The organism is Flavobacterium suncheonense GH29-5 = DSM 17707, from assembly GCF_000430025.1.
Lineage (GTDB): Bacteria > Bacteroidota > Bacteroidia > Flavobacteriales > Flavobacteriaceae > Flavobacterium > Flavobacterium suncheonense.
Genome location: NZ_AUCZ01000009.1, coordinates 108,137 through 126,044, shown reverse-complemented (window position 1 = coordinate 126,044; position 17,908 = coordinate 108,137). Strand labels below are relative to the sequence as shown.

The following is a 17,908-nucleotide window of genomic DNA, read 5'->3' as shown; positions in this document are numbered from 1 at the left end:
ATCGAAATCCTGACGCTTTGAAAAAAGTTTATGCTCGTTTTATTAGTACAGTATCTTTTTATCTATGGTCTGACCGTTTTCTAAAGTCACTCTTACAATTAATGCACTTTGTGTTTTGCGAACGGAAGACAATAGTACTTCGTTGGCCGCAACATTTTTCTTGTGTGCAATTGTTCTTCCCAACACATCGTAAACCACCACTTCTTTAATGGCTTCCGCAGTCGATTTCACTACCACACCGTCATTGCCATATACGGTAACCGCATTTGCAGCCGTTTCGAAATCAGACTGTCCTAAGGTTGTATTGGTAAATCTCAACACAAAACGGTCGTTAGCTAAACCGGCCTGATCCACAGTAAACACATACGGATTTACTTTCAGATCATGGATGCTGTTCAACAGACGGTCTTCTAAATAAATGGCCTGACCGGCAGCAAACAATCCGTCTAACGCGCTTAATCCGATGGAGTAGCTTCCGGCAGTCGGTACTTTGATGCCCAGCGGAACACGGTCCTGACTGTCAAACGGCAATGCTCTTCCCTGGATGGCCATTCTTTCATCGTTTAACACCGAGAAAATCGCCATTCCGTTGCCTAGAGCATTGGTAACCGCATCGTATAAACGGTCTTTCCCGTAGGTCGCATTGGTTACATATCCGATTAAGGTTCGGGTAGAGTTATTATTGGCATTGGCCAGATCCAACCAGATTCGGTGTTTTTCATCGGTACCGTTGGCACTTGAAGAATTTTTACCTGTGGCCTGTTTGTAAAACTGTTCGTTGTTGTGGTCCTTGCTTCGCAGTGAATTGTTGAACGTTACGGTTTCAGTCGTGGCCGCGCCGTCATTCATATTGACCATAAAGCTCTGTCCTGCAGCAATAAAACCGTTAAAACCACCTGGTCCGCTTACGGTTCCTGTTCCGTTATACACGATGTAATCGTCTGCAGTATAGTTGTATACAAAACTGTCGTAAACCGGGTTACTGATGGTTGTTGATGGTGTTGTACCGTGCGTCCAGATGCGGACCGCTCCTTCTATATTGGTATTTAAATTCAGGAAGTCTAAAGCTTTGATTGCCGACGGATACGGATTCCCGATTAAATTCCAGTTATCGTCTTTGTTGGTAATAATCGTACCGTTGCTGCCTGTAAAATCTGCTCCGGTGTTATTGGCTCTTCCGATGGTTGGCTGAATCACACCGTTACGCGGTACTCCGGTAAACGTTCTGCTGAAAACATTGCGCATAATGTAACCAACCCCCGGAGCCATAGCCGTGTTTCTCGCTAACAACCAGTAACCCCAACCGCCGTTCGGATTCGCATAAGCAGGATCCCATCGGTAAATATAACCGGTTGCCGGTGTGTTTACCGTATTTACCGGAGACGACCAGTATACATAATCTAAATTATTACCGGTTGTTGTTCTTTCGTAAGTGATGTTTCCGGTATTTACCCCCGCATCGTTAATCTGAACCAACGAACCGTCGTCGCGCACGTTCAGGGTTCCGTTTACGGTAATATCATTTTGTACTTCTATGTAATCCAGCGCTTTAATTTCTAAAGTGAAGGTTGGATTTACCACTAAACTACAACAAGAGAAATCCCCGTGCAGTGACGTATCGTAATTGCCGCTGATGATGGCCGCTTTGCTTAAATCCGGTGTTCCGTTAGACCAAGTTGTTCCGTTCCAGATGGTAGAAGTTGCACCATCTAGCTGAACCGCTTTGGAAGCCACAAAACACGTAGCGGCATTTTCCAACACTCTACAGTAAAACTGATACCCCAATACTCCGGTAATATCAGAGATGCCTAAGGTTGCTGTAGTCGCCCCGGAGTAAATTCCTCCGTTGTTAATTAATGTCCAATCGGTTTGCCCAGGTGCACTGTAATACCATTGATAAACCAATTCAAATCCGCCGGCAAACCCTTCGCTGGCTGTTACACCAATAGTAGCCGTGTTAGCAGAACAAGAGGTAGTAACTACCGGATCGTTGGCTGCTACCGTTGGAGGCACACCGTTATTTGGCAATATCAATCCTGCAGTCGGCTCACAAACACCCGGTCCTAACGGCGTGATATTCCAATCCGAATCCTGATAAGTCGTGCGTGCTATTAACGCCCCTTCTTTACGAACCATGTAATATCCGGCTGAAGGCACATAAGTATGTACATCATCAATCACAACACTGCCATCGGCATTGCGCAATTGAATCTGGTCATTTTGATTGAAACCTGCGTTAATGGTTCCGTTAGTTCCTGCCGGACCACAACCTACCGTATTTACCCGTATGATTCCTAACGCTCCAGGAGCAATAGTTCCGGTTAGGTTAGCATAGTCAATGGCATTGCCATCGCCATAATTACTTGTTCTCCAGATGCTGTAATCAGCCAAATCCACTGTTACCGGAGTTCCGTTGTATAAGGTGATAAAACCGCCATCTCCGGTTCTTTCATCGTGAAGGTCATAAATAATTAAATCCGTTAAAGGCGCGGTGCCCTGACAAGTTGTATTGTCCAGAGTGATTACCGTGAAAACCGTTGTTTTAATCTCACAGCCTCCGGCGTCCTGAATCGAAATACTCCCTGTAGAAGCGCCCACAGGAACCTCCACCTGAAGTGTCGTTGCGGAAATTACTGTAAAAGTAGCCGGAGTACCTCCTAAAGTTACAGTTGCTATAGTTCCAAATCCGGTTCCGGTAAAGGTAATCATAGTTCCCTCGGGTCCTGAAAGCGGACTCATGGAAGTTACAGAAGTGGTTGGCGTACACGTAATAGCCATTCCTGTAATGGTAAAAGTATACGGATTTTCATCCCCATCATTATTGGCAATGTTTATCGTAGCATTACTTGTACCCAAAGCCGTTGGTGTATAATTAATTTCAAAAGTTGTCGAACCTCCTGCCGGTACCGTACCTGCCGGGGCTGAAGATACTGTAAAATCAGCCGCATTGGCTCCGGTAATGGTAACCCCGGTAATGGTTAACGGATCTGTCCCTGTATTGGTAATGGTATAAGTATTAGAAACACTCACCCCTACTAAAGTTGAACCAAAATCGGTAGCATCGGCAACCGTTGGTGTGGTGTCGCCATCAGCTATGGAAATACCGTTTCCTGCTACGTCGATTTCTACGTCGGCTGGTTCACCACAAAACACTTCCACATCGTCTAAACGCCATGGGGCAGTTGTTGAGGAGGTTTTAGTGAATCGAATCCAAACCGTAGCACTATTGGTATAGGCTGACAAATCAACGGTATATTGATCGTAAGAACCTGAAGGAACATTTGAATGATCAAAAGTGGCTACCGTAGCAAAACCCGTGGTCTGAGAAGTTGTTGACACTTCAACTGTCAAGGTTTTAGCAGTCGTATTAGTTGATCTTCCCAAATAAAATTTTAACTGTGCCGGGTTGGCTATCACACTAGTCGTTAGTGACCCGCTATTACTCCCAAAAACAGCAGCAGCAGGACCTGTGTTATAATCGGCAGCAAGTGTACTTCTGGTTACACTTGTTGCTAACCAACCTGTAGGTGGAAAAGTAGCAGAAGTAAAACTATTGCTCAAACAAGGTCCTGTACTTAATGTTATCACCAAAACCTGATTGTCTGAACCCACGCCGTTAGTCGCGGTAATCGTTACGTTAAAACTTCCGGTAACAGTTGGTGTACCCGAAATCACTCCGGTATTGGTATCGATGGTCAAACCTGCCGGCAATCCGGTAGCGTTGTAACCCGTTGGCGTATTGGTCGCTGTAATGGTATAGGTAAAAGGCGAACCCTGAGTACCCGAAGCGGTTAACGCACTGGTAATTACAGGCGCACTGATTCCGGTTCCCTGAATGGCAAACGTATACGGGTTTTCGTTGCTGTCGTTATTGGTAATACTTACGTTCGCCGTTCTCAAACCGTCTGCCAAAGGGTCAAACGTAATGGCAAAAGTTGTACTTGTTGAAGCCGCAATGCTGTTAGAAGGAATCGCCGTTACCGTAAAATCGCCCGCATTTGCCCCGGTGATGGATACATACGGACTCGCACCAGTTAAATTTAAAGCGGCCGTTCCTAAGTTTTCGATAGTAAACGTTTTTACGATAGTTCCCGAAGCGGTAGCCACCGTACCAAAATCGGTATCGTCTGTGGTGTTTGGGGTTACATCGCCACTGGCAATAGTATTGCTATTCCCTAAGATATTGATTTCGGGAACACTTGAACATACAGCAGTATGCGACCCTAAACCAGACACATCATCAATATTGAAGATATCCCACTCCGTTGACAGTGTAGTAAAAGCTCCTACCCCAGTTCCGGTTGGATTAACGGTTACACCGCCACATACATTAGTTTTTCTTCGAAGAGTTTTATCTAAAGTTGTATAACCCCCAGCTGCAGTCCACGCTGTTCCTGGATCGTTTCCGATTCTTCCAAAAATATCTACGTTGGAGTTTGTTGAAACTTTAAACAAAGCCAAAGCATCATCTCCGTTAAAATTTACAGCAGCATTGTTAGTCCCTGCAAAAAGTGTAGCTAATGAATTCTTATAAACAATTACTTGACCGTCAGCTAAAGTTCCCGACAATAAAACATCATTTAAAACGGTTGCGCTTCCATTTGCATACAATCGCAATCTATAATCAGAAAGATTAACTGAAGCTCCAGTACCATTATATATCTCTATATATTTCTCATTATTAGATCCTTCAACATACTCAGAAATAAACAAATCTGTCGCCTGCCCCCAACCTACAACCGAGAACAAAACCGCTAAAAGTAAAAATTTAAATTTCATAGTGTATATGTATATTTTTGTGAAATTTCTTATATTTACAACCCTATTTTTCATTTTTCAGAAAAAAACGGGCGACAAAGGTACGACTTTTTAACAGATTTTCAATCGTCATGCTTTAATTTTGCGTTAAGTTATGAACAGTAATTCCCTGAAAATACATACGATAGCGGAAATCGTCAAAAAGCTTGAGTACTACTGCAGTTATCAGGAACGCTGCCACGCCGAAGTGACGGAAAAATTAAAGACATTTAAACTGTCCGCCGCCGAAATCGACACCATAGTCGTGCATCTGATTGAAAATAATTTCCTAAACGAAGAACGGTTTGCCCAGAGTTTTGCCCGCGGCAAGCACAACGTAAAAAAATGGGGTAAAATCCGTATTGTAAACGAGCTGAAGTGCCGACAGATTTCCCAATACAACATCAACGCCGCCTTAAAGGAACTGCCGGACGAAACTTATTACGCCACCTTTCACGAACTGGCCGAAAAACACTGGAACAGCCTGACCGAAACCCACCCGGCGAAAAAGAAAAAGAAATTCTGCGATTTTTTACTCCGCAAAGGCTGGGAAAGCCCTCTTATTTTAGACAAACTCAACGAATTGGCGCACGACTAAACCGCCTACATCGTCTTTCCGTATAATTTTTACCTCTGGTTTCCCTTTCCTACGGCACGTAAGGCAACACATTGCGCCCTAATTTTTACTTGTAATTAAATGGAATTATTTTTTCAAAAGATTACAAAGTTGCAATCAAATGATCTTTTGAAAACGAAAAATTACAATCTTGTAATCCAATAAAATTTTGAATTCAAAAAATTACAGCCTTTTACGACGTTTGCAACCGAAAAGGAAAAACTACGGACTAAAAAGAAGAAGAAAATTAAGCACGGCGAAGCAGGACACTTACCGCATTCCCGCCAAAACCAACGGCATTGACCAAAATGTTTTTCAGCGGTCGTTTCGGGGTTTGATGTTTTACAAAAGGGACGCCGATAAACTGTTGGTGCTGCAGCATCAGGACCGCCAGTTCCACACTCAGGATGCCCGAAGCGCCAAAGGTGTGCCCGATTTTCCATTTGTTGGTGGTAAGCTGCGGCTGCTGTTCGCCAAACACTTTCTGAATGGCGGCCATTTCCGAAGCATCGCCTTTAATTGTGCCCGGCGCGTGCAGCACGATGGCGTCAACCTCTGTTACCGGCAAATCGCCCAGCGCCATCTGCATCGATTGCTGAAAACAGGCCGCCTCGGTGGAAATGGAAATGCCGTGCTCCAAAATGTCGGTAGCATAGCCCACACCTGCCACATACGCCAGGGCTTTATCCGAAGTACCGCTTTCCAGGCAAAGCATCCCGGCGCCTTCCCCCAATACCATCGTATTTTTGGTTTTGTTCAGGTCAAAAGCGCGACACGGATACTCGGACGTATCGGTGGAATAGATTTTAAGCGCCTGCATCTGGGCCACGGTAAAAGGCGTTAAAGAGGCCTCGCTCCCGCCAATCAGGAATTTATCGGCCATGCCCGAACGCAGCCACGCCACGCCGTTCAGCAACGCATGCAAAGCGGTCGAACAGGTGATGGAATGCGAAATTTCGGGGCCTTTGGCTTTTAAATCGTGCGCCACCCAAGAGGAAATATTTCCCATCGTCGTGGTGGGCGACGCCAACGTAGAGGTTTTTCCGGTAGTGAGGAATTCTTCGTGGTACTGCTCGAAAAGTTCGGTAGCACCCCGCGAAGAACCGATGTTGATGCCGAAGACATCGTGATCGTTCCATCCGGCCTGTTGTACCGCCTGGCGCGCGGCCAAAATCGCGTATAAAACGGAGTTGTCTAAAGATTTGTATTTGTGGTCGGATTGGCGCAGCGCTTTTACCTGTTCGAGTAAAACCCCGGGCAAAGCGGCCACCGGCACCTTTTGCGTACCGATTTGCTTTTCCCTAATTACCGTCGTCGGTTTCAGGTATTCCGCCCAAATGGCTTCGGGTTGGCTACCTAAAGGGGAAAAAGACGCTAAAGCAGTGAGGGCAATCGGTTTCAAAATCAAATTTTTTGCAAAGTTAGCATTCTTGCAATGCCGCTTCTATAGTTTGGTAAATTTTTTCGAGTTGTGCATCGGAAATCACATACGGCGGCAACACGTACACGATATTCCCCACCGGCCGCAGGATAATGCCGTGGTCGATGAAGAAATTGTACAACTTATTTCTAAAACTACCGTAATAGCTTTCGGCACCATCGGTTTTGATTTCCAGCGCCAAAATCACACCAAGCACCCGTGTAGCCGTAACGCGTGGATGGTTTGCAAGTTTTTGCTGAAAGTCGAGGTGCTTTGCATTGATACGACGGAGGTTGTCCTGCATTTCAGCAGTTCCCAACAATTCCATGCTCGCCAAAGCCGCAGCACAACCGGTCGGATTCGCGGTAAACGTATGGCCGTGAAACAACGCTTTGTTCACATCATCATCATAAAAACCGTCAAAAAGTTCCTGGGTAAACGTAGTGATTGCCATAGGAATGGTGCCACCGGTAAGCGCTTTCGACAAACACATCATGTCAGGTTGTTCCGTCAGATAATCGCAGGCAAAGGTTTTGCCGGTTTTGCCGAAGCCGGTCATGACTTCGTCAGCTATGGTGAAAACGTTATGTTTTTTGCAAAGTACCATCAGTTTATCCAGTTCGGCTGCTTCGTACATCACCATTCCGGCCGCGCCCTGCACTAAGGGTTCGAAGATAAATCCCGCAAATTCGTTGGTTTTCAGCAAGGCTTCCAAAGCTTCATAACTGACTTTTTCGTTTCCTGAAGTTGGCAACGGAATGCGCACTACTTCCAACAAAGAGCCTTTAAACGCTTCCGTGAAAAAAGAAATCCCGCTGGCCGCCATTGCCGCAAACGTATCGCCGTGAAAGGCATTTTCAAACGCAATGATTTTGGTGCGCCGTTCGCCTTTGTTGTAAAAATACTGTAAGGCTACTTTGATCGCGATTTCCACCGCAGTCGAACCATTATCAGAGTAGAACAGTTTCTGTTGATTGGACGGCAGCAGTTGCATCAGTTTTTCCGCCACCAAAACCGCGGGCTCGTGGGTAAAACCACCGAACAAAACGTGTTCCAGAGTCGTCAGCTGTCTGTAAATCGCATCAGCTATAACTTTATTGGCATGTCCGTACGGATTGACCCACCAGGAAGCGATGGCATCGATGTAGGTTTTGCCGCTTTCATCCCACAACAAAGCCCCTTCGCCTTTGGTAATCGCAATGTGCGGCGCGGCGGTTTTATGTTGCGTGTATGGATGCCAGTTGTGTTGGATGTCGCGTTCGGAAAGATTCATGTTTTTAGAAGTTACAAGAGATTAGGGATAAGCAAGTTAGGACAATTCCAATAACGTTGCCCTGATTTTATCGGCGTAATAGCGTATTACATTCTGGTCGAAATAGGGTTCGTTTTCGATGCGGCCGAGCATTTGTAAACCGGTTTTTTTCAGGATGATGCTTTCCGATGCCGGGTTTTCGTCGCCGTTGAAAACAATGCCGGCGATGTTAAGTTTTCGGTTTTGCAGGGCTTCCACAGTCAACAGGGTATGGTTGATGCTGCCCAGATAATGACGGGATACTACGATTACTTTATAATCGGGCTGGATTAAATCGATAACGCAATCGGTTTCATTTAACGGAACAAAAACGCCACCGGCACCTTCTATGACCAGATGGTTTTTGCTTTTTGGTTCTTTAATTTTTTTTAAATCGATGCGGATGTTATCCAGCTCTGCAGCCCAATGCGGACTCGCCGGCGTTTGCAGTGCATAGGCGTTGTCAAAAATTCTTGTTTTGGCATTGGTCAGGTACTTTTGGATTTTATGCGCATCGGAATTTTCGAGGTCGCCTGCCTGAATGGGTTTCCAGTAATCGGCCTCGAGGGCTTCGGTGATGATGGCGGAGGCGATGGTTTTGCCTACGTCGGTGCCTATGCCGGTGATGAAGAGTTTCATAATCTTATTTTAGGTGCAAATTACAACAGTTTCGCACATGGATTGCATAGATTGCTATGGTTTTTCTGTCTGAAATTTGTGTAAATCTGTTGTGTCCGTAAAATCAGTGTTCCAAAATATATGGTAAAGGATTATAACTGTATCCGCCATCGTCCGATTAGTATCCCAAAACCAAGCGGCTAAATTCCTGCAACACTGCCGTGATTTCGGCCGTGGTATTGTACCGGTGCAAACAAAAACGCAACCGTTCCTGGCCTTCCGGCACCGTGGGCGAAAGAATCGGTTTGACGTCGAAGCTTTTTTCCTGTAGGGCAGCGGCTATGGTTTTTACCCGTTCATTTCCGGGTATAATTGCACACTGGATTGCAGATTTGCTGTACACGAACAGCGGTTTAAGTCCCAAGAGCAGTTTCTCCTGATTAAAAGCCGTAATGTTATCGGTTAAGTCTGTTATTGCCGATGGGTTTTCAGCCAAATACCGATATGCGGTTACAATCGTGGCCACGGCATGCGGCGACAAGCCCGTAGTATAGACAAAGCTTCTTGAAAAATTAACCAGATAGCTTTGCAAGGCCAAACTTCCCAAAATTGCTGCTCCGTGACAACCCAAGCCTTTTCCGAAAGTCATGATGCGTGCGAAAACCTTGTTCTGAAGCTGCAGGCTTTGGATCAGCCCTTCGCCTTTCCTGCCGAATACACCTAAGGCATGCGCTTCGTCGACCACCAGATAACATTCCTGCTGTTCGCAAAGTTCGGTCAGTACTTCCAGATTGGGCGAATCCCCGTCCATGGAATACACCGATTCGATGACCACATACACCGTGGTCGCCTCATTTTTAAATTTGACCATCTTATCCTGCAAGTCGTCGAGGTCGTTGTGCGCAAACCGATATGCTTTGGCATGGGACAACTGAATGCCATCGCGTATGGAGGCGTGGATGAGTTCGTCGTACAGAATCACATCGCCCCGCTGCGGTACGGCACTGAAAAAGCCCACATTGGCATCGTAACCGGAATTGAAAATCAGCGCGCTTTCGGCTTGGTGAAATTCCGCGATGAAGGCTTCGGCTTCTTCATATAAAGGATGGTTTCCGGAAAGCAGCCGCGAACCGGTGGCTCCGTTTGTCTTGCAGTCGCGCTCGAGCAAGAACTGATGCGTCGCTTCAAAAATGGCTTCGGATTTGGCAAAACCCAAATAATCGTTGGACGAGAAATCGATTAAAGCAGTTGCTTCCGGCAGCTTTCGCAACGAATTATTTTGGAGACGTTGTTCCAGCTTATCGCTTAAGGTTTTCGGAAATGGTTTCATAACTCAAATATAAGTATCTTTTAAAAAAACTACCCTTTACAAAAGCATTTCTGAGCCAAAACAGATACCTTAAACTCATCTGATATCATAAAAAAAGCCCGGCAAAACCAGGCTTTCTTTTTATTTTATTCCCCTGCGAATCACTTCGCTTGGATTAATTGTCTTAGTCGGCTAAAACAATTATTTTATTGTCGTTCATTTCAACGGTTCCCGATGTGATAGGCAACCAGTAGGTCTGCTCGTTTACTTTGTTGAATTTCTCCACAAATTCTTTAGCAATCTTAAGGTTGGTTCCCACGATTTTCACGTATCCTTTTCCTAAAAGGGACACGATCGCCGCGTGGTTGTTTAACATCTGGAACTCACCATTTACTCCCGGAACCGCTACCGAAGTAACTTCTCCTTTGAATAATGTGGCTTCGGGTGATACAATTTCTACAATCATATTCTTTAGTTTACAGTTTACAGTTTACAGTTGTCAGTGACTGTTCACTGCGACTGCTTACTGCTTACTAGATTATGCTTCTGCTAACATTTTTTGTCCAGCCTCGATTACCTCTTCGATGGTACCTTTCAAGTTGAACGCTGCCTCCGGTAAGTGGTCTAACTCCCCGTCGATAATCATGTTAAATCCTTTGATTGTATCTTTGATATCAACCAATACCCCTGGGATACCGGTAAACTGCTCGGCTACGTGGAACGGCTGAGACAAGAAACGCTGTACACGACGTGCTCTGGATACGGCTAGTTTATCTTCTTCAGACAGCTCTTCCATACCTAAGATCGCGATGATATCCTGTAATTGTTTGTATTTCTGTAGAATCTCTTTTACTCTTTGGGCACAAGCATAGTGCTCTTTTCCTAAAATTTCCGGAGTTAAGATACGGGAAGTAGAATCCAGTGGATCTACCGCCGGGTAAATACCTAACTCAGCAATTTTACGGGACAATACGGTAGTAGCATCCAAGTGGGCGAAGGTTGTAGCCGGCGCCGGATCCGTTAAGTCATCCGCAGGTACGTAAACCGCCTGTACGGATGTAATGGAACCTTTTTTAGTGGAAGTAATACGCTCCTGCATCGCACCCATCTCGGTTGCTAATGTTGGTTGGTATCCTACCGCAGATGGCATACGCCCTAATAACGCAGACACCTCAGAACCCGCTTGCGTAAAACGGAAGATATTGTCTACGAAGAAAAGTACGTCTTTCCCCTGTCCTTCACCAGCTCCGTCGCGGAAATACTCAGCGATAGAAAGACCAGATAAGGCTACACGGGCACGGGCACCAGGCGGCTCATTCATCTGACCGAATACAAAAGTCGCTTTAGACTCTCTCATGCCTGGTTTATCCACTTTGGATAAATCCCATCCTCCGTTTTCCATAGAGTGCATGAAATCATCACCATATTTGATAATGCCTGACTCTAACATCTCGCGAAGCAAGTCATTTCCTTCACGCGTTCTTTCCCCTACTCCTGCGAATACGGAAAGACCACCGTGACCTTTTGCAATATTGTTAATCAACTCCTGAATCAATACGGTTTTACCTACTCCGGCACCCCCGAACAAACCGATTTTACCTCCTTTTGCGTAAGGCTCAATCAAGTCGATCACTTTGATTCCTGTAAATAAAACTTCTGTGGAAGTTGACAAATCTTCGAATTTTGGAGCCGGTCTGTGAATTGGCAAACCGTTCTCGCCATCTTTCGGCAAATCGCCAAGACCGTCAATAGCATCACCGATTACGTTGAAAAGACGTCCGTAAATATCTTTACCAATCGGCATTTGGATTGGTGTACCCAAAGCTACCACTTCCTGACCTCTTGACAAACCGTCTGTAGAGTCCATGGAGATGGTACGTACTGTATCTTCACCAATGTGAGACTGTACCTCAAGTACCAATTTTGAACCATCGTTTTTAGTAATTTCCAAAGAATCATAAATCTTAGGAAGCTCGGCGTTTTGTGTGTTGAAAACCACGTCAACAACAGGTCCGATAATTTGTGCAACTTTACCTGTAACTTTAGACATTGCTTATGTATTTATTAAACAGCTATTTACGTTTTATGAAAAAACCTCTTTTTTCAGAGCGCAAAGATAGTTTTTTATATACTAATAAACCAACTTAATTTTTGAATTTTTTCCATTAAAAAAGCGGATGTGAGAATCCGCTTTATATTTTTATTCAACCGTAACCGATTTCGCCAGGTTTCTCGGCTGATCGACATTACAGCCGCGCATCACCGCAATGTGATACGACAGCAATTGCAACGGAATGGTCGCCAATAAAGGGGTTAAGGCTTCGGCCGTATCTGGAATTTCAATGATGTGATCAGCTAATTCTTTTACCTGTACATCGCCTTTGGTTACTACCGCAATAATTTTTCCGCTTCGGGCTTTAATTTCCTGAATATTGCTCACTACTTTGTCGTAATGGTTCTGTTTCGGCGCAATGACCACCACCGGCATGTGCTCGTCGATTAAGGCGATTGGCCCGTGTTTCATTTCGGCAGCCGGATAGCCTTCGGCATGGATATAGGAGATCTCCTTTAATTTCAGTGCGCCTTCCAAAGCTACCGGGAAATTGTAACCGCGTCCTAAATACAAACAATTTGGCGCGTCTTTATAAATAGTGGCAATGTTTTTAGCTACTTCATTGGTTTGCAGGGCTTCCTCGACTTTTTCAGGAATCAGTTCCAGCTCCAACAGATAACGCTGGTAATCCGAATTGTTCATGGTTCCTTTCGCTTTAGCCAAACGAAGGGAAATCAGGGTTAATATCGTAATCTGAGTCGTGAACGCTTTGGTGGACGCCACTCCGATTTCCGGACCGGCATGCGTATACGCTCCGGCATGGGTTTCGCGGGAAATAGAGGAACCAACTACGTTACACACGCCGAAAACGAACGCCCCTTTTTCTTTGGCTAACTTAATGGCTGCCAGGGTATCCGCCGTTTCTCCGGATTGTGAAATCGCAATTACCACATCGTTCTCATTGATGATCGGGTTGCGGTAACGGAACTCGGAAGCGTATTCCACTTCTACCGGAATTCTGGCAAATTCTTCGAAAATGTATTCCGCTACCAAACCGGCATGCCAGGATGTTCCGCAGGCTACGATTAAAATACGGTCGGCATTCAGGAATTTTTCCAGATTGTCTTCAACGCCGGCCATCTGAATAATGCCTTTGTTGGCCAGCAAACGTCCGCGGTACGTATCTTTAATCACACTCGGCTGTTCGTAGATTTCTTTCAGCATGAAGTGGTCGTATCCGCCTTTTTCAATCTGTTCCAGATTCATCTGCAACTGCTGAATGTACGGATTTACCAAAGTATCATCTTTGATACGACGTACTTTCATCGGCTTGTCCAAACGCACAATGGCCATTTCTTCGTCTTCCAGATAAATCGCATTGTTTGTATATTCAATAAACGGCGAAGCGTCTGAAGCCACAAAAAACTCATCTTCTCCAATTCCTATAGCCAGCGGACTTCCCAAACGGGCCACGACCATTTCATTGGGCTTCTTTTTATCCATCACCGCAATCGCATAGGCTCCAACCACTTGGTTTAGCGCTACCTGCACGGCTTTCCCTAATTTAAGATTGTCTTTTTTCTGTACATCCTCAATCAGGTTGACCAATACTTCGGTATCGGTGTCGGATTTAAAAGTATAGCCGCGGTTGATTAGTTCTTTTTTTAACGGCTCGTAGTTTTCGATAATCCCGTTGTGGATGATTACCAATTCGCCGGAATTGGAAAAATGCGGATGGGAATTCACATCGTTCGGCACACCGTGCGTCGCCCAACGCGTATGACCCATACCCATTTTACCGGTAAGACTGATTTCTTTTTCGGCTTTTGCTTCCAAATCGGAAACTTTGCCTTTGGTTTTGGAAAGTTTAAAATCTCCTCCTTCATACAATACCACACCGGCACTGTCGTACCCGCGGTATTCCAATCTTTTCAATCCTTTGATGATCACAGGATAGGCTTCTCTGTGACCTATATATCCAACAATTCCACACATGCTCTAGTCGGGTTTTGTATAATAAATCTCTAATTTAAGTCTTTTTTCTATATCGGTACTGGTCGGACCGTGTAAAATCGTACCCAATGGGTTAATTACAGACGAAACCGGCACAATTGATTGCGGCAGTTGTCCTGGCAAAGGTCGCAAATAAGCATTCGATATTGTATTGATGTTTTCGGTTACAACCAAACCTAATCTGTAATTGGTGGAATCGGCATTTTTAATACAGCTCTTTAGATATTCCGTAATCCGAATCTTGTATTTAATTCCTCTTTCGTCTGCATCTTTTTCAATAATCCCGCCGTACCCTTTCTTGTTTAATTTAGGATTTGAACTGTTAACCGAAGCATCGGCATAGTAATCCGCAATCGGCTTTTTGTTCTTTGCATCATACAGGTAAATCCTGTCCGGTTCATAGGTTGACATTCCCATCATTGTAGCGGAATTATCTATATAAAATGTAAGATTGGCTTCATTTATCAACCATTTTTTCGCAATAATGTCTTCGAGATTGTCCGGCTTTGTACCTTCATCAGGACCATCTGCTCCAAAAACATCGATATAGGCCACGGAACCACTTCCTCCATTCAAGTACAAACGATCGCTTGATACCGGTAAAGTATAATCTGTGTCAAAAAAATTAATCGTATTCCCTTTTAAATTCATTCTGAACGTTTTATCCTGTCTTACAGGGTCTGTTTCAGGATTATTGTCTAGGTCATACTCAGCCGAATATTCTATTCTAACAAACCCCTTGGAAAAATCAAGAATTGCTTTTGCTCCCTGCCCCGGTTCAATTTCCTCAACCTGAAAATACAACCCTCTGAAATATTCTTTAAAAGCATTGTTATTCAGCAATTTATCAGCAGGCGCCTGAAGTATTCTTTTCTTAAAAAATTCTTTGTTAAGGTTTACCCAAATACCCGGAGTAAAACGTTCAACCACTACACGGGCTGATATATCTGTTTGATCATCCAGAACAACACCTGATGAATTCACATATTGTCCCATTCCGTCCGTTTTGTAAATAACATGCTCCTTAGGATCAAACCAAAACTGAAGGTTTTCACTTTGGTTGTCACTATCATTAAGATACATCCCATTTACTATCGAACCTCCTGAACCGTCATGACCGCGCTTATTGTTTTCAACTTTTGCTTTCTCATCGGAATAATGCCTCGCTACACCTTGCGGATCATTTTGATCGTAATCTCCCAGATAATATCCATTCTCATATATTCTGAGTTTGAATTTCTGATCATCTCCGTAAACTGATTTCCTCTTGTATGTTTTTACTCCTTCACTATCTGTACCGGTCTCTTCACTAAAAATGGGAACATACAACCAAACCGAATCAATTTCCTGATTAATACCAAAATTTTTACCTGTTGAAGGAAGCTCAACCTGGGTTACAAAATGCGACGCAGTCTTACCAAATACGCCATTTGTATAAACCCCTAAAGAATTTAATTCCAAATTATTGGACTGAACCGCACCGGTCATCACATTCTCTGCCACAACCTCATACTCCGTTTTATCAAAATCGAAATAATTTTCCCCTACAATGTCCGACCCTATCGTATTAAAATCCTTATCACAGGAAACCAAAGAAAAGGTCATTACTGCAAACAGCAATCCCTTTGTTAGCAATGATTGTTTATTCATCGTTTAATTTTAATTATAAAACTTGATTTTTATAGAAAGCCGTATACGCTTCCGCAAATTTATCTTTTGGCACGAAAGGTAAAAAAGGTTTGCCTGATGTTTCTATAAATTTTGTTAAACTTGACGACACGTCTTCCGAAGCCACAATCACCGCATCCGAATGCAGTATGGAAGTCTTCATGATGTTCTCAAAATTCGGAACCGCCAAATCTTTTACCGATTCTTCCGGCACATTGTCGAACATCACTTTGTTCATCATGGTCTGATCGAGTGTTCCGTCAAAAGACTGTCCGTAAACCGACGTAACAATTTTGGTATCGGAAAAAAGCGCCTCATTCTTGTAAAAATGCTTCATGTACACCGGCAACATAGCGGCCAGCCAACCATGCACGTGGATAATATCCGGCACCCAGTTCAGTTTTTTTACGGTTTCCACCACGCCTTTGGCAAAGAAAATGGCTCTTTCGTCATTATCCGGATACAAAACACCTTCCTCATCGGTAAAGGTGGCTTTGCGTTTGAAATATTCGTCGTTATCGATAAAATAAACCTGAATGCGTTCTTTCGGAATCGACGCAACCTTAATAATCAGGGGCATATCCATATCGTTCACCACCAAATTCATCCCCGACAAACGGATAACCTCATGCAGCTGATGCCTGCGCTCATTGATATTTCCATATCGCGGCATAAAAATTCGTATTTGCCCGCCCTGATCGTTAATCATTTTCGGCACGTCATACGACATTAAAGAAACTTCATTTTCAGCTAAGTAAGGCACTACTTCAGATGATACATACAATATCCTCTTATCTTCCATTTGTATTTTTATTTTAGTAATAGGTATAAAAAACATGCAAAATTACAAAAATTTATGCAGTTGTTTAACAAAATAGTAAGTTTGCATAGAATTTAAATCAGAAGCAAATGTCCGTCTTCACCAAAAAGTCCGATTTAACGGCACGCCTGGACCGTCTTAAAAATCCCAAAACCAAAATCGGCTTTGTCCCTACCATGGGTGCTTTGCACGAAGGACACCTTTCCTTACTGAAGGAGTCCTTAAAAAACAACGGCATTACCGTTGTGAGCATATTTGTAAACCCCACACAGTTTAACAATGCCGAGGATTTAGAGAAATATCCGAGAACCTTAGACCGTGATGTCGAAAAAATAAACAACCTCTCCAAAGACATTTTGATTTATGCCCCTTCGGTTGAGGACATCTACGAAGGCAATACCGTATCGGCTGCATTTGATTACGACGGCCTGGAGTTGCAGATGGAAGGCGCGCACCGTCCCGGTCATTTCGACGGCGTGGGTACCATTGTTAAAAAACTGTTTGAAATTGTTCAGCCCGCCAATGCGTATTTCGGTGAAAAAGATTTTCAGCAACTGCAGATTGTAAAAAAGATGGTGGAAAAACACCAACTGCCCGTAACCATTCACGGCTGCCCGATTCACCGCGAACCTAACGGCCTGGCGATGAGTTCCCGCAACGAACGTCTTTCTGCCGAAGCCCGGAAAGAAGCTGCCTTAATCTACCGGATTCTGAAAAATGCGAGAAAAAAATTTGAAAAGCAATCCGCAAAAGAGGTAACCGAATTTGTTACCCGAGAGTTTCAGAAACACCCGAATTTTCAGCTGGAATACTTTGAAATTGCCGATGAAGCCACCTTGCTGCCGTGCATAAGAAAAAGCAAAACAAAGAAATACCGCGGTTTTGTTGCGGTTTTCATAAACAACGTACGATTAATTGACAATATTTCATTAAATTGATATAACTTTGCAACATGTTAATTCAAGTTGTTAAATCCAAGATTCACCGCGTAAAGGTGACTGGAGCCGATTTAAACTACATCGGAAGTATCACCATTGACGAAACTTTAATGGAAGCTTCCAACATTTATGAAGGCGAAAAAGTATCCATCGTAAACCTGAACAACGGAGAACGTCTGGAAACGTATGCCATCAAAGGACCCCGAAACAGCGGTGAAATCACTTTGAACGGACCGGCAGCACGAAAAGTGCACAAAGGCGACATCATCATCATTATTGCTTACGGAACACTTACCTGCGAAGAAGCGAAAACCTTCAAACCTTCAATCGTGTTTCCGAACGAAGAAGACAATTCACTTACCTAG

General features: G+C 44.1%; 13 protein-coding genes. 3 read left to right on the top strand and 10 right to left on the bottom strand.

The features are described from left to right. Positions 1 to 42: 42 nt before the first annotated feature. Positions 43 to 4,779: a choice-of-anchor D domain-containing protein gene (locus G498_RS15385; RefSeq protein ID WP_026980514.1), complete on the bottom strand. Its 4,737-nt coding sequence runs from the start codon at positions 4,777 to 4,779 to the stop codon at positions 43 to 45. Positions 4,780 to 4,912: 133 nt separating this feature from the next. Between G498_RS15385 and G498_RS0106915 the strand changes: the two genes are divergently transcribed. Further along, a complete protein-coding gene (locus G498_RS0106915) occupies positions 4,913 to 5,395 on the top strand; it encodes a regulatory protein RecX (RefSeq protein ID WP_035744537.1) in 483 nt (160 codons plus the stop codon). 265 nt (positions 5,396 to 5,660) lie between these two features. Here the strand turns inward: G498_RS0106915 and G498_RS0106910 are convergent, their stop codons facing one another. The 9 genes from G498_RS0106910 to G498_RS0106870 all read right to left on the bottom strand — a co-directional run bounded on the left by G498_RS0106910 (position 5,661) and on the right by G498_RS0106870 (position 16,587). Next, positions 5,661 to 6,818, bottom strand: a complete 1,158-nt coding sequence (locus G498_RS0106910) for a beta-ketoacyl-[acyl-carrier-protein] synthase family protein (protein ID WP_026980512.1) — start codon at positions 6,816 to 6,818, stop codon at positions 5,661 to 5,663. A 16-nt stretch (positions 6,819 to 6,834) separates the two neighbouring features. Beyond that, entirely contained in the window at positions 6,835 to 8,106 is a 1,272-nt protein-coding gene (gene bioA, locus G498_RS0106905) for an adenosylmethionine--8-amino-7-oxononanoate transaminase (protein WP_026980511.1), read from the bottom strand. Positions 8,107 to 8,142: 36 nt separating this feature from the next. Beyond that, on the bottom strand, positions 8,143 to 8,763 hold the full coding sequence (gene bioD / locus G498_RS0106900) for a dethiobiotin synthase (protein WP_026980510.1): 621 nt from the start codon (positions 8,761 to 8,763) through the stop codon (positions 8,143 to 8,145). A 157-nt stretch (positions 8,764 to 8,920) separates the two neighbouring features. Then, positions 8,921 to 10,072 carry an aminotransferase class I/II-fold pyridoxal phosphate-dependent enzyme gene (locus G498_RS0106895; protein ID WP_026980509.1) on the bottom strand — a complete coding sequence of 384 codons (1,152 nt, stop codon included), beginning with the start codon at positions 10,070 to 10,072 and terminating at the stop codon, positions 8,921 to 8,923. 163 nt (positions 10,073 to 10,235) lie between these two features. Then, complete coding sequence (locus tag G498_RS0106890) at positions 10,236 to 10,517, bottom strand: F0F1 ATP synthase subunit epsilon (protein ID WP_026980508.1); 282 nt, start codon at positions 10,515 to 10,517, stop codon at positions 10,236 to 10,238. Positions 10,518 to 10,589: 72 nt separating this feature from the next. Further along, a complete protein-coding gene (gene atpD, locus G498_RS0106885; RefSeq protein WP_026980507.1) occupies positions 10,590 to 12,101 on the bottom strand; it encodes a F0F1 ATP synthase subunit beta in 1,512 nt (503 codons plus the stop codon). 150 nt (positions 12,102 to 12,251) lie between these two features. Next, positions 12,252 to 14,099 (bottom strand): glutamine--fructose-6-phosphate transaminase (isomerizing), encoded by a 1,848-nt coding sequence (glmS, locus tag G498_RS0106880; RefSeq protein ID WP_026980506.1) that lies wholly within the window; start codon positions 14,097 to 14,099, stop codon positions 12,252 to 12,254. A 3-nt stretch (positions 14,100 to 14,102) separates the two neighbouring features. Then, positions 14,103 to 15,767 (bottom strand): DUF4270 domain-containing protein, encoded by a 1,665-nt coding sequence (locus tag G498_RS0106875; RefSeq protein WP_026980505.1) that lies wholly within the window; start codon positions 15,765 to 15,767, stop codon positions 14,103 to 14,105. Positions 15,768 to 15,780: 13 nt separating this feature from the next. Then, positions 15,781 to 16,587: a glycogen/starch synthase gene (locus G498_RS0106870; protein WP_026980504.1), complete on the bottom strand. Its 807-nt coding sequence runs from the start codon at positions 16,585 to 16,587 to the stop codon at positions 15,781 to 15,783. Positions 16,588 to 16,694: 107 nt separating this feature from the next. On the opposite strand from G498_RS0106870, the gene panC reads away from it, so the two are divergent. Together panC and panD are read left to right on the top strand one after the other, a co-directional pair. After that, positions 16,695 to 17,543, top strand: coding sequence for a pantoate--beta-alanine ligase (gene panC, locus G498_RS0106865; RefSeq protein WP_026980503.1), 849 nt, complete (start codon positions 16,695 to 16,697; stop codon positions 17,541 to 17,543). Between the two features lie 14 nt (positions 17,544 to 17,557). Next, a complete protein-coding gene (gene panD, locus G498_RS0106860) occupies positions 17,558 to 17,908 on the top strand; it encodes an aspartate 1-decarboxylase (RefSeq protein ID WP_026980502.1) in 351 nt (116 codons plus the stop codon).

What these genes read in the sequence shown, in the direction of transcription:
- G498_RS15385 (WP_026980514.1), bottom strand. Translation starts at nt 4,779, where the DNA reads ATGAAATTTAAATTTTTACTTTTAGCGGTTTTGTTCTCGGTTGTAGGT.
- G498_RS0106915 (WP_035744537.1), top strand. Translation starts at nt 4,913, where the DNA reads ATGAACAGTAATTCCCTGAAAATACATACGATAGCGGAAATCGTCAAA.
- bioA (WP_026980511.1), bottom strand. Translation starts at nt 8,106, where the DNA reads ATGAATCTTTCCGAACGCGACATCCAACACAACTGGCATCCATACACG.
- bioD (WP_026980510.1), bottom strand. Translation starts at nt 8,763, where the DNA reads ATGAAACTCTTCATCACCGGCATAGGCACCGACGTAGGCAAAACCATC.
- G498_RS0106895 (WP_026980509.1), bottom strand. Translation starts at nt 10,072, where the DNA reads ATGAAACCATTTCCGAAAACCTTAAGCGATAAGCTGGAACAACGTCTC.
- G498_RS0106890 (WP_026980508.1), bottom strand. Translation starts at nt 10,517, where the DNA reads ATGATTGTAGAAATTGTATCACCCGAAGCCACATTATTCAAAGGAGAA.
- atpD (WP_026980507.1), bottom strand. Translation starts at nt 12,101, where the DNA reads ATGTCTAAAGTTACAGGTAAAGTTGCACAAATTATCGGACCTGTTGTT.
- glmS (WP_026980506.1), bottom strand. Translation starts at nt 14,099, where the DNA reads ATGTGTGGAATTGTTGGATATATAGGTCACAGAGAAGCCTATCCTGTG.
- G498_RS0106875 (WP_026980505.1), bottom strand. Translation starts at nt 15,767, where the DNA reads ATGAATAAACAATCATTGCTAACAAAGGGATTGCTGTTTGCAGTAATG.
- G498_RS0106870 (WP_026980504.1), bottom strand. Translation starts at nt 16,587, where the DNA reads ATGGAAGATAAGAGGATATTGTATGTATCATCTGAAGTAGTGCCTTAC.
- panC (WP_026980503.1), top strand. Translation starts at nt 16,695, where the DNA reads ATGTCCGTCTTCACCAAAAAGTCCGATTTAACGGCACGCCTGGACCGT.
- panD (WP_026980502.1), top strand. Translation starts at nt 17,558, where the DNA reads ATGTTAATTCAAGTTGTTAAATCCAAGATTCACCGCGTAAAGGTGACT.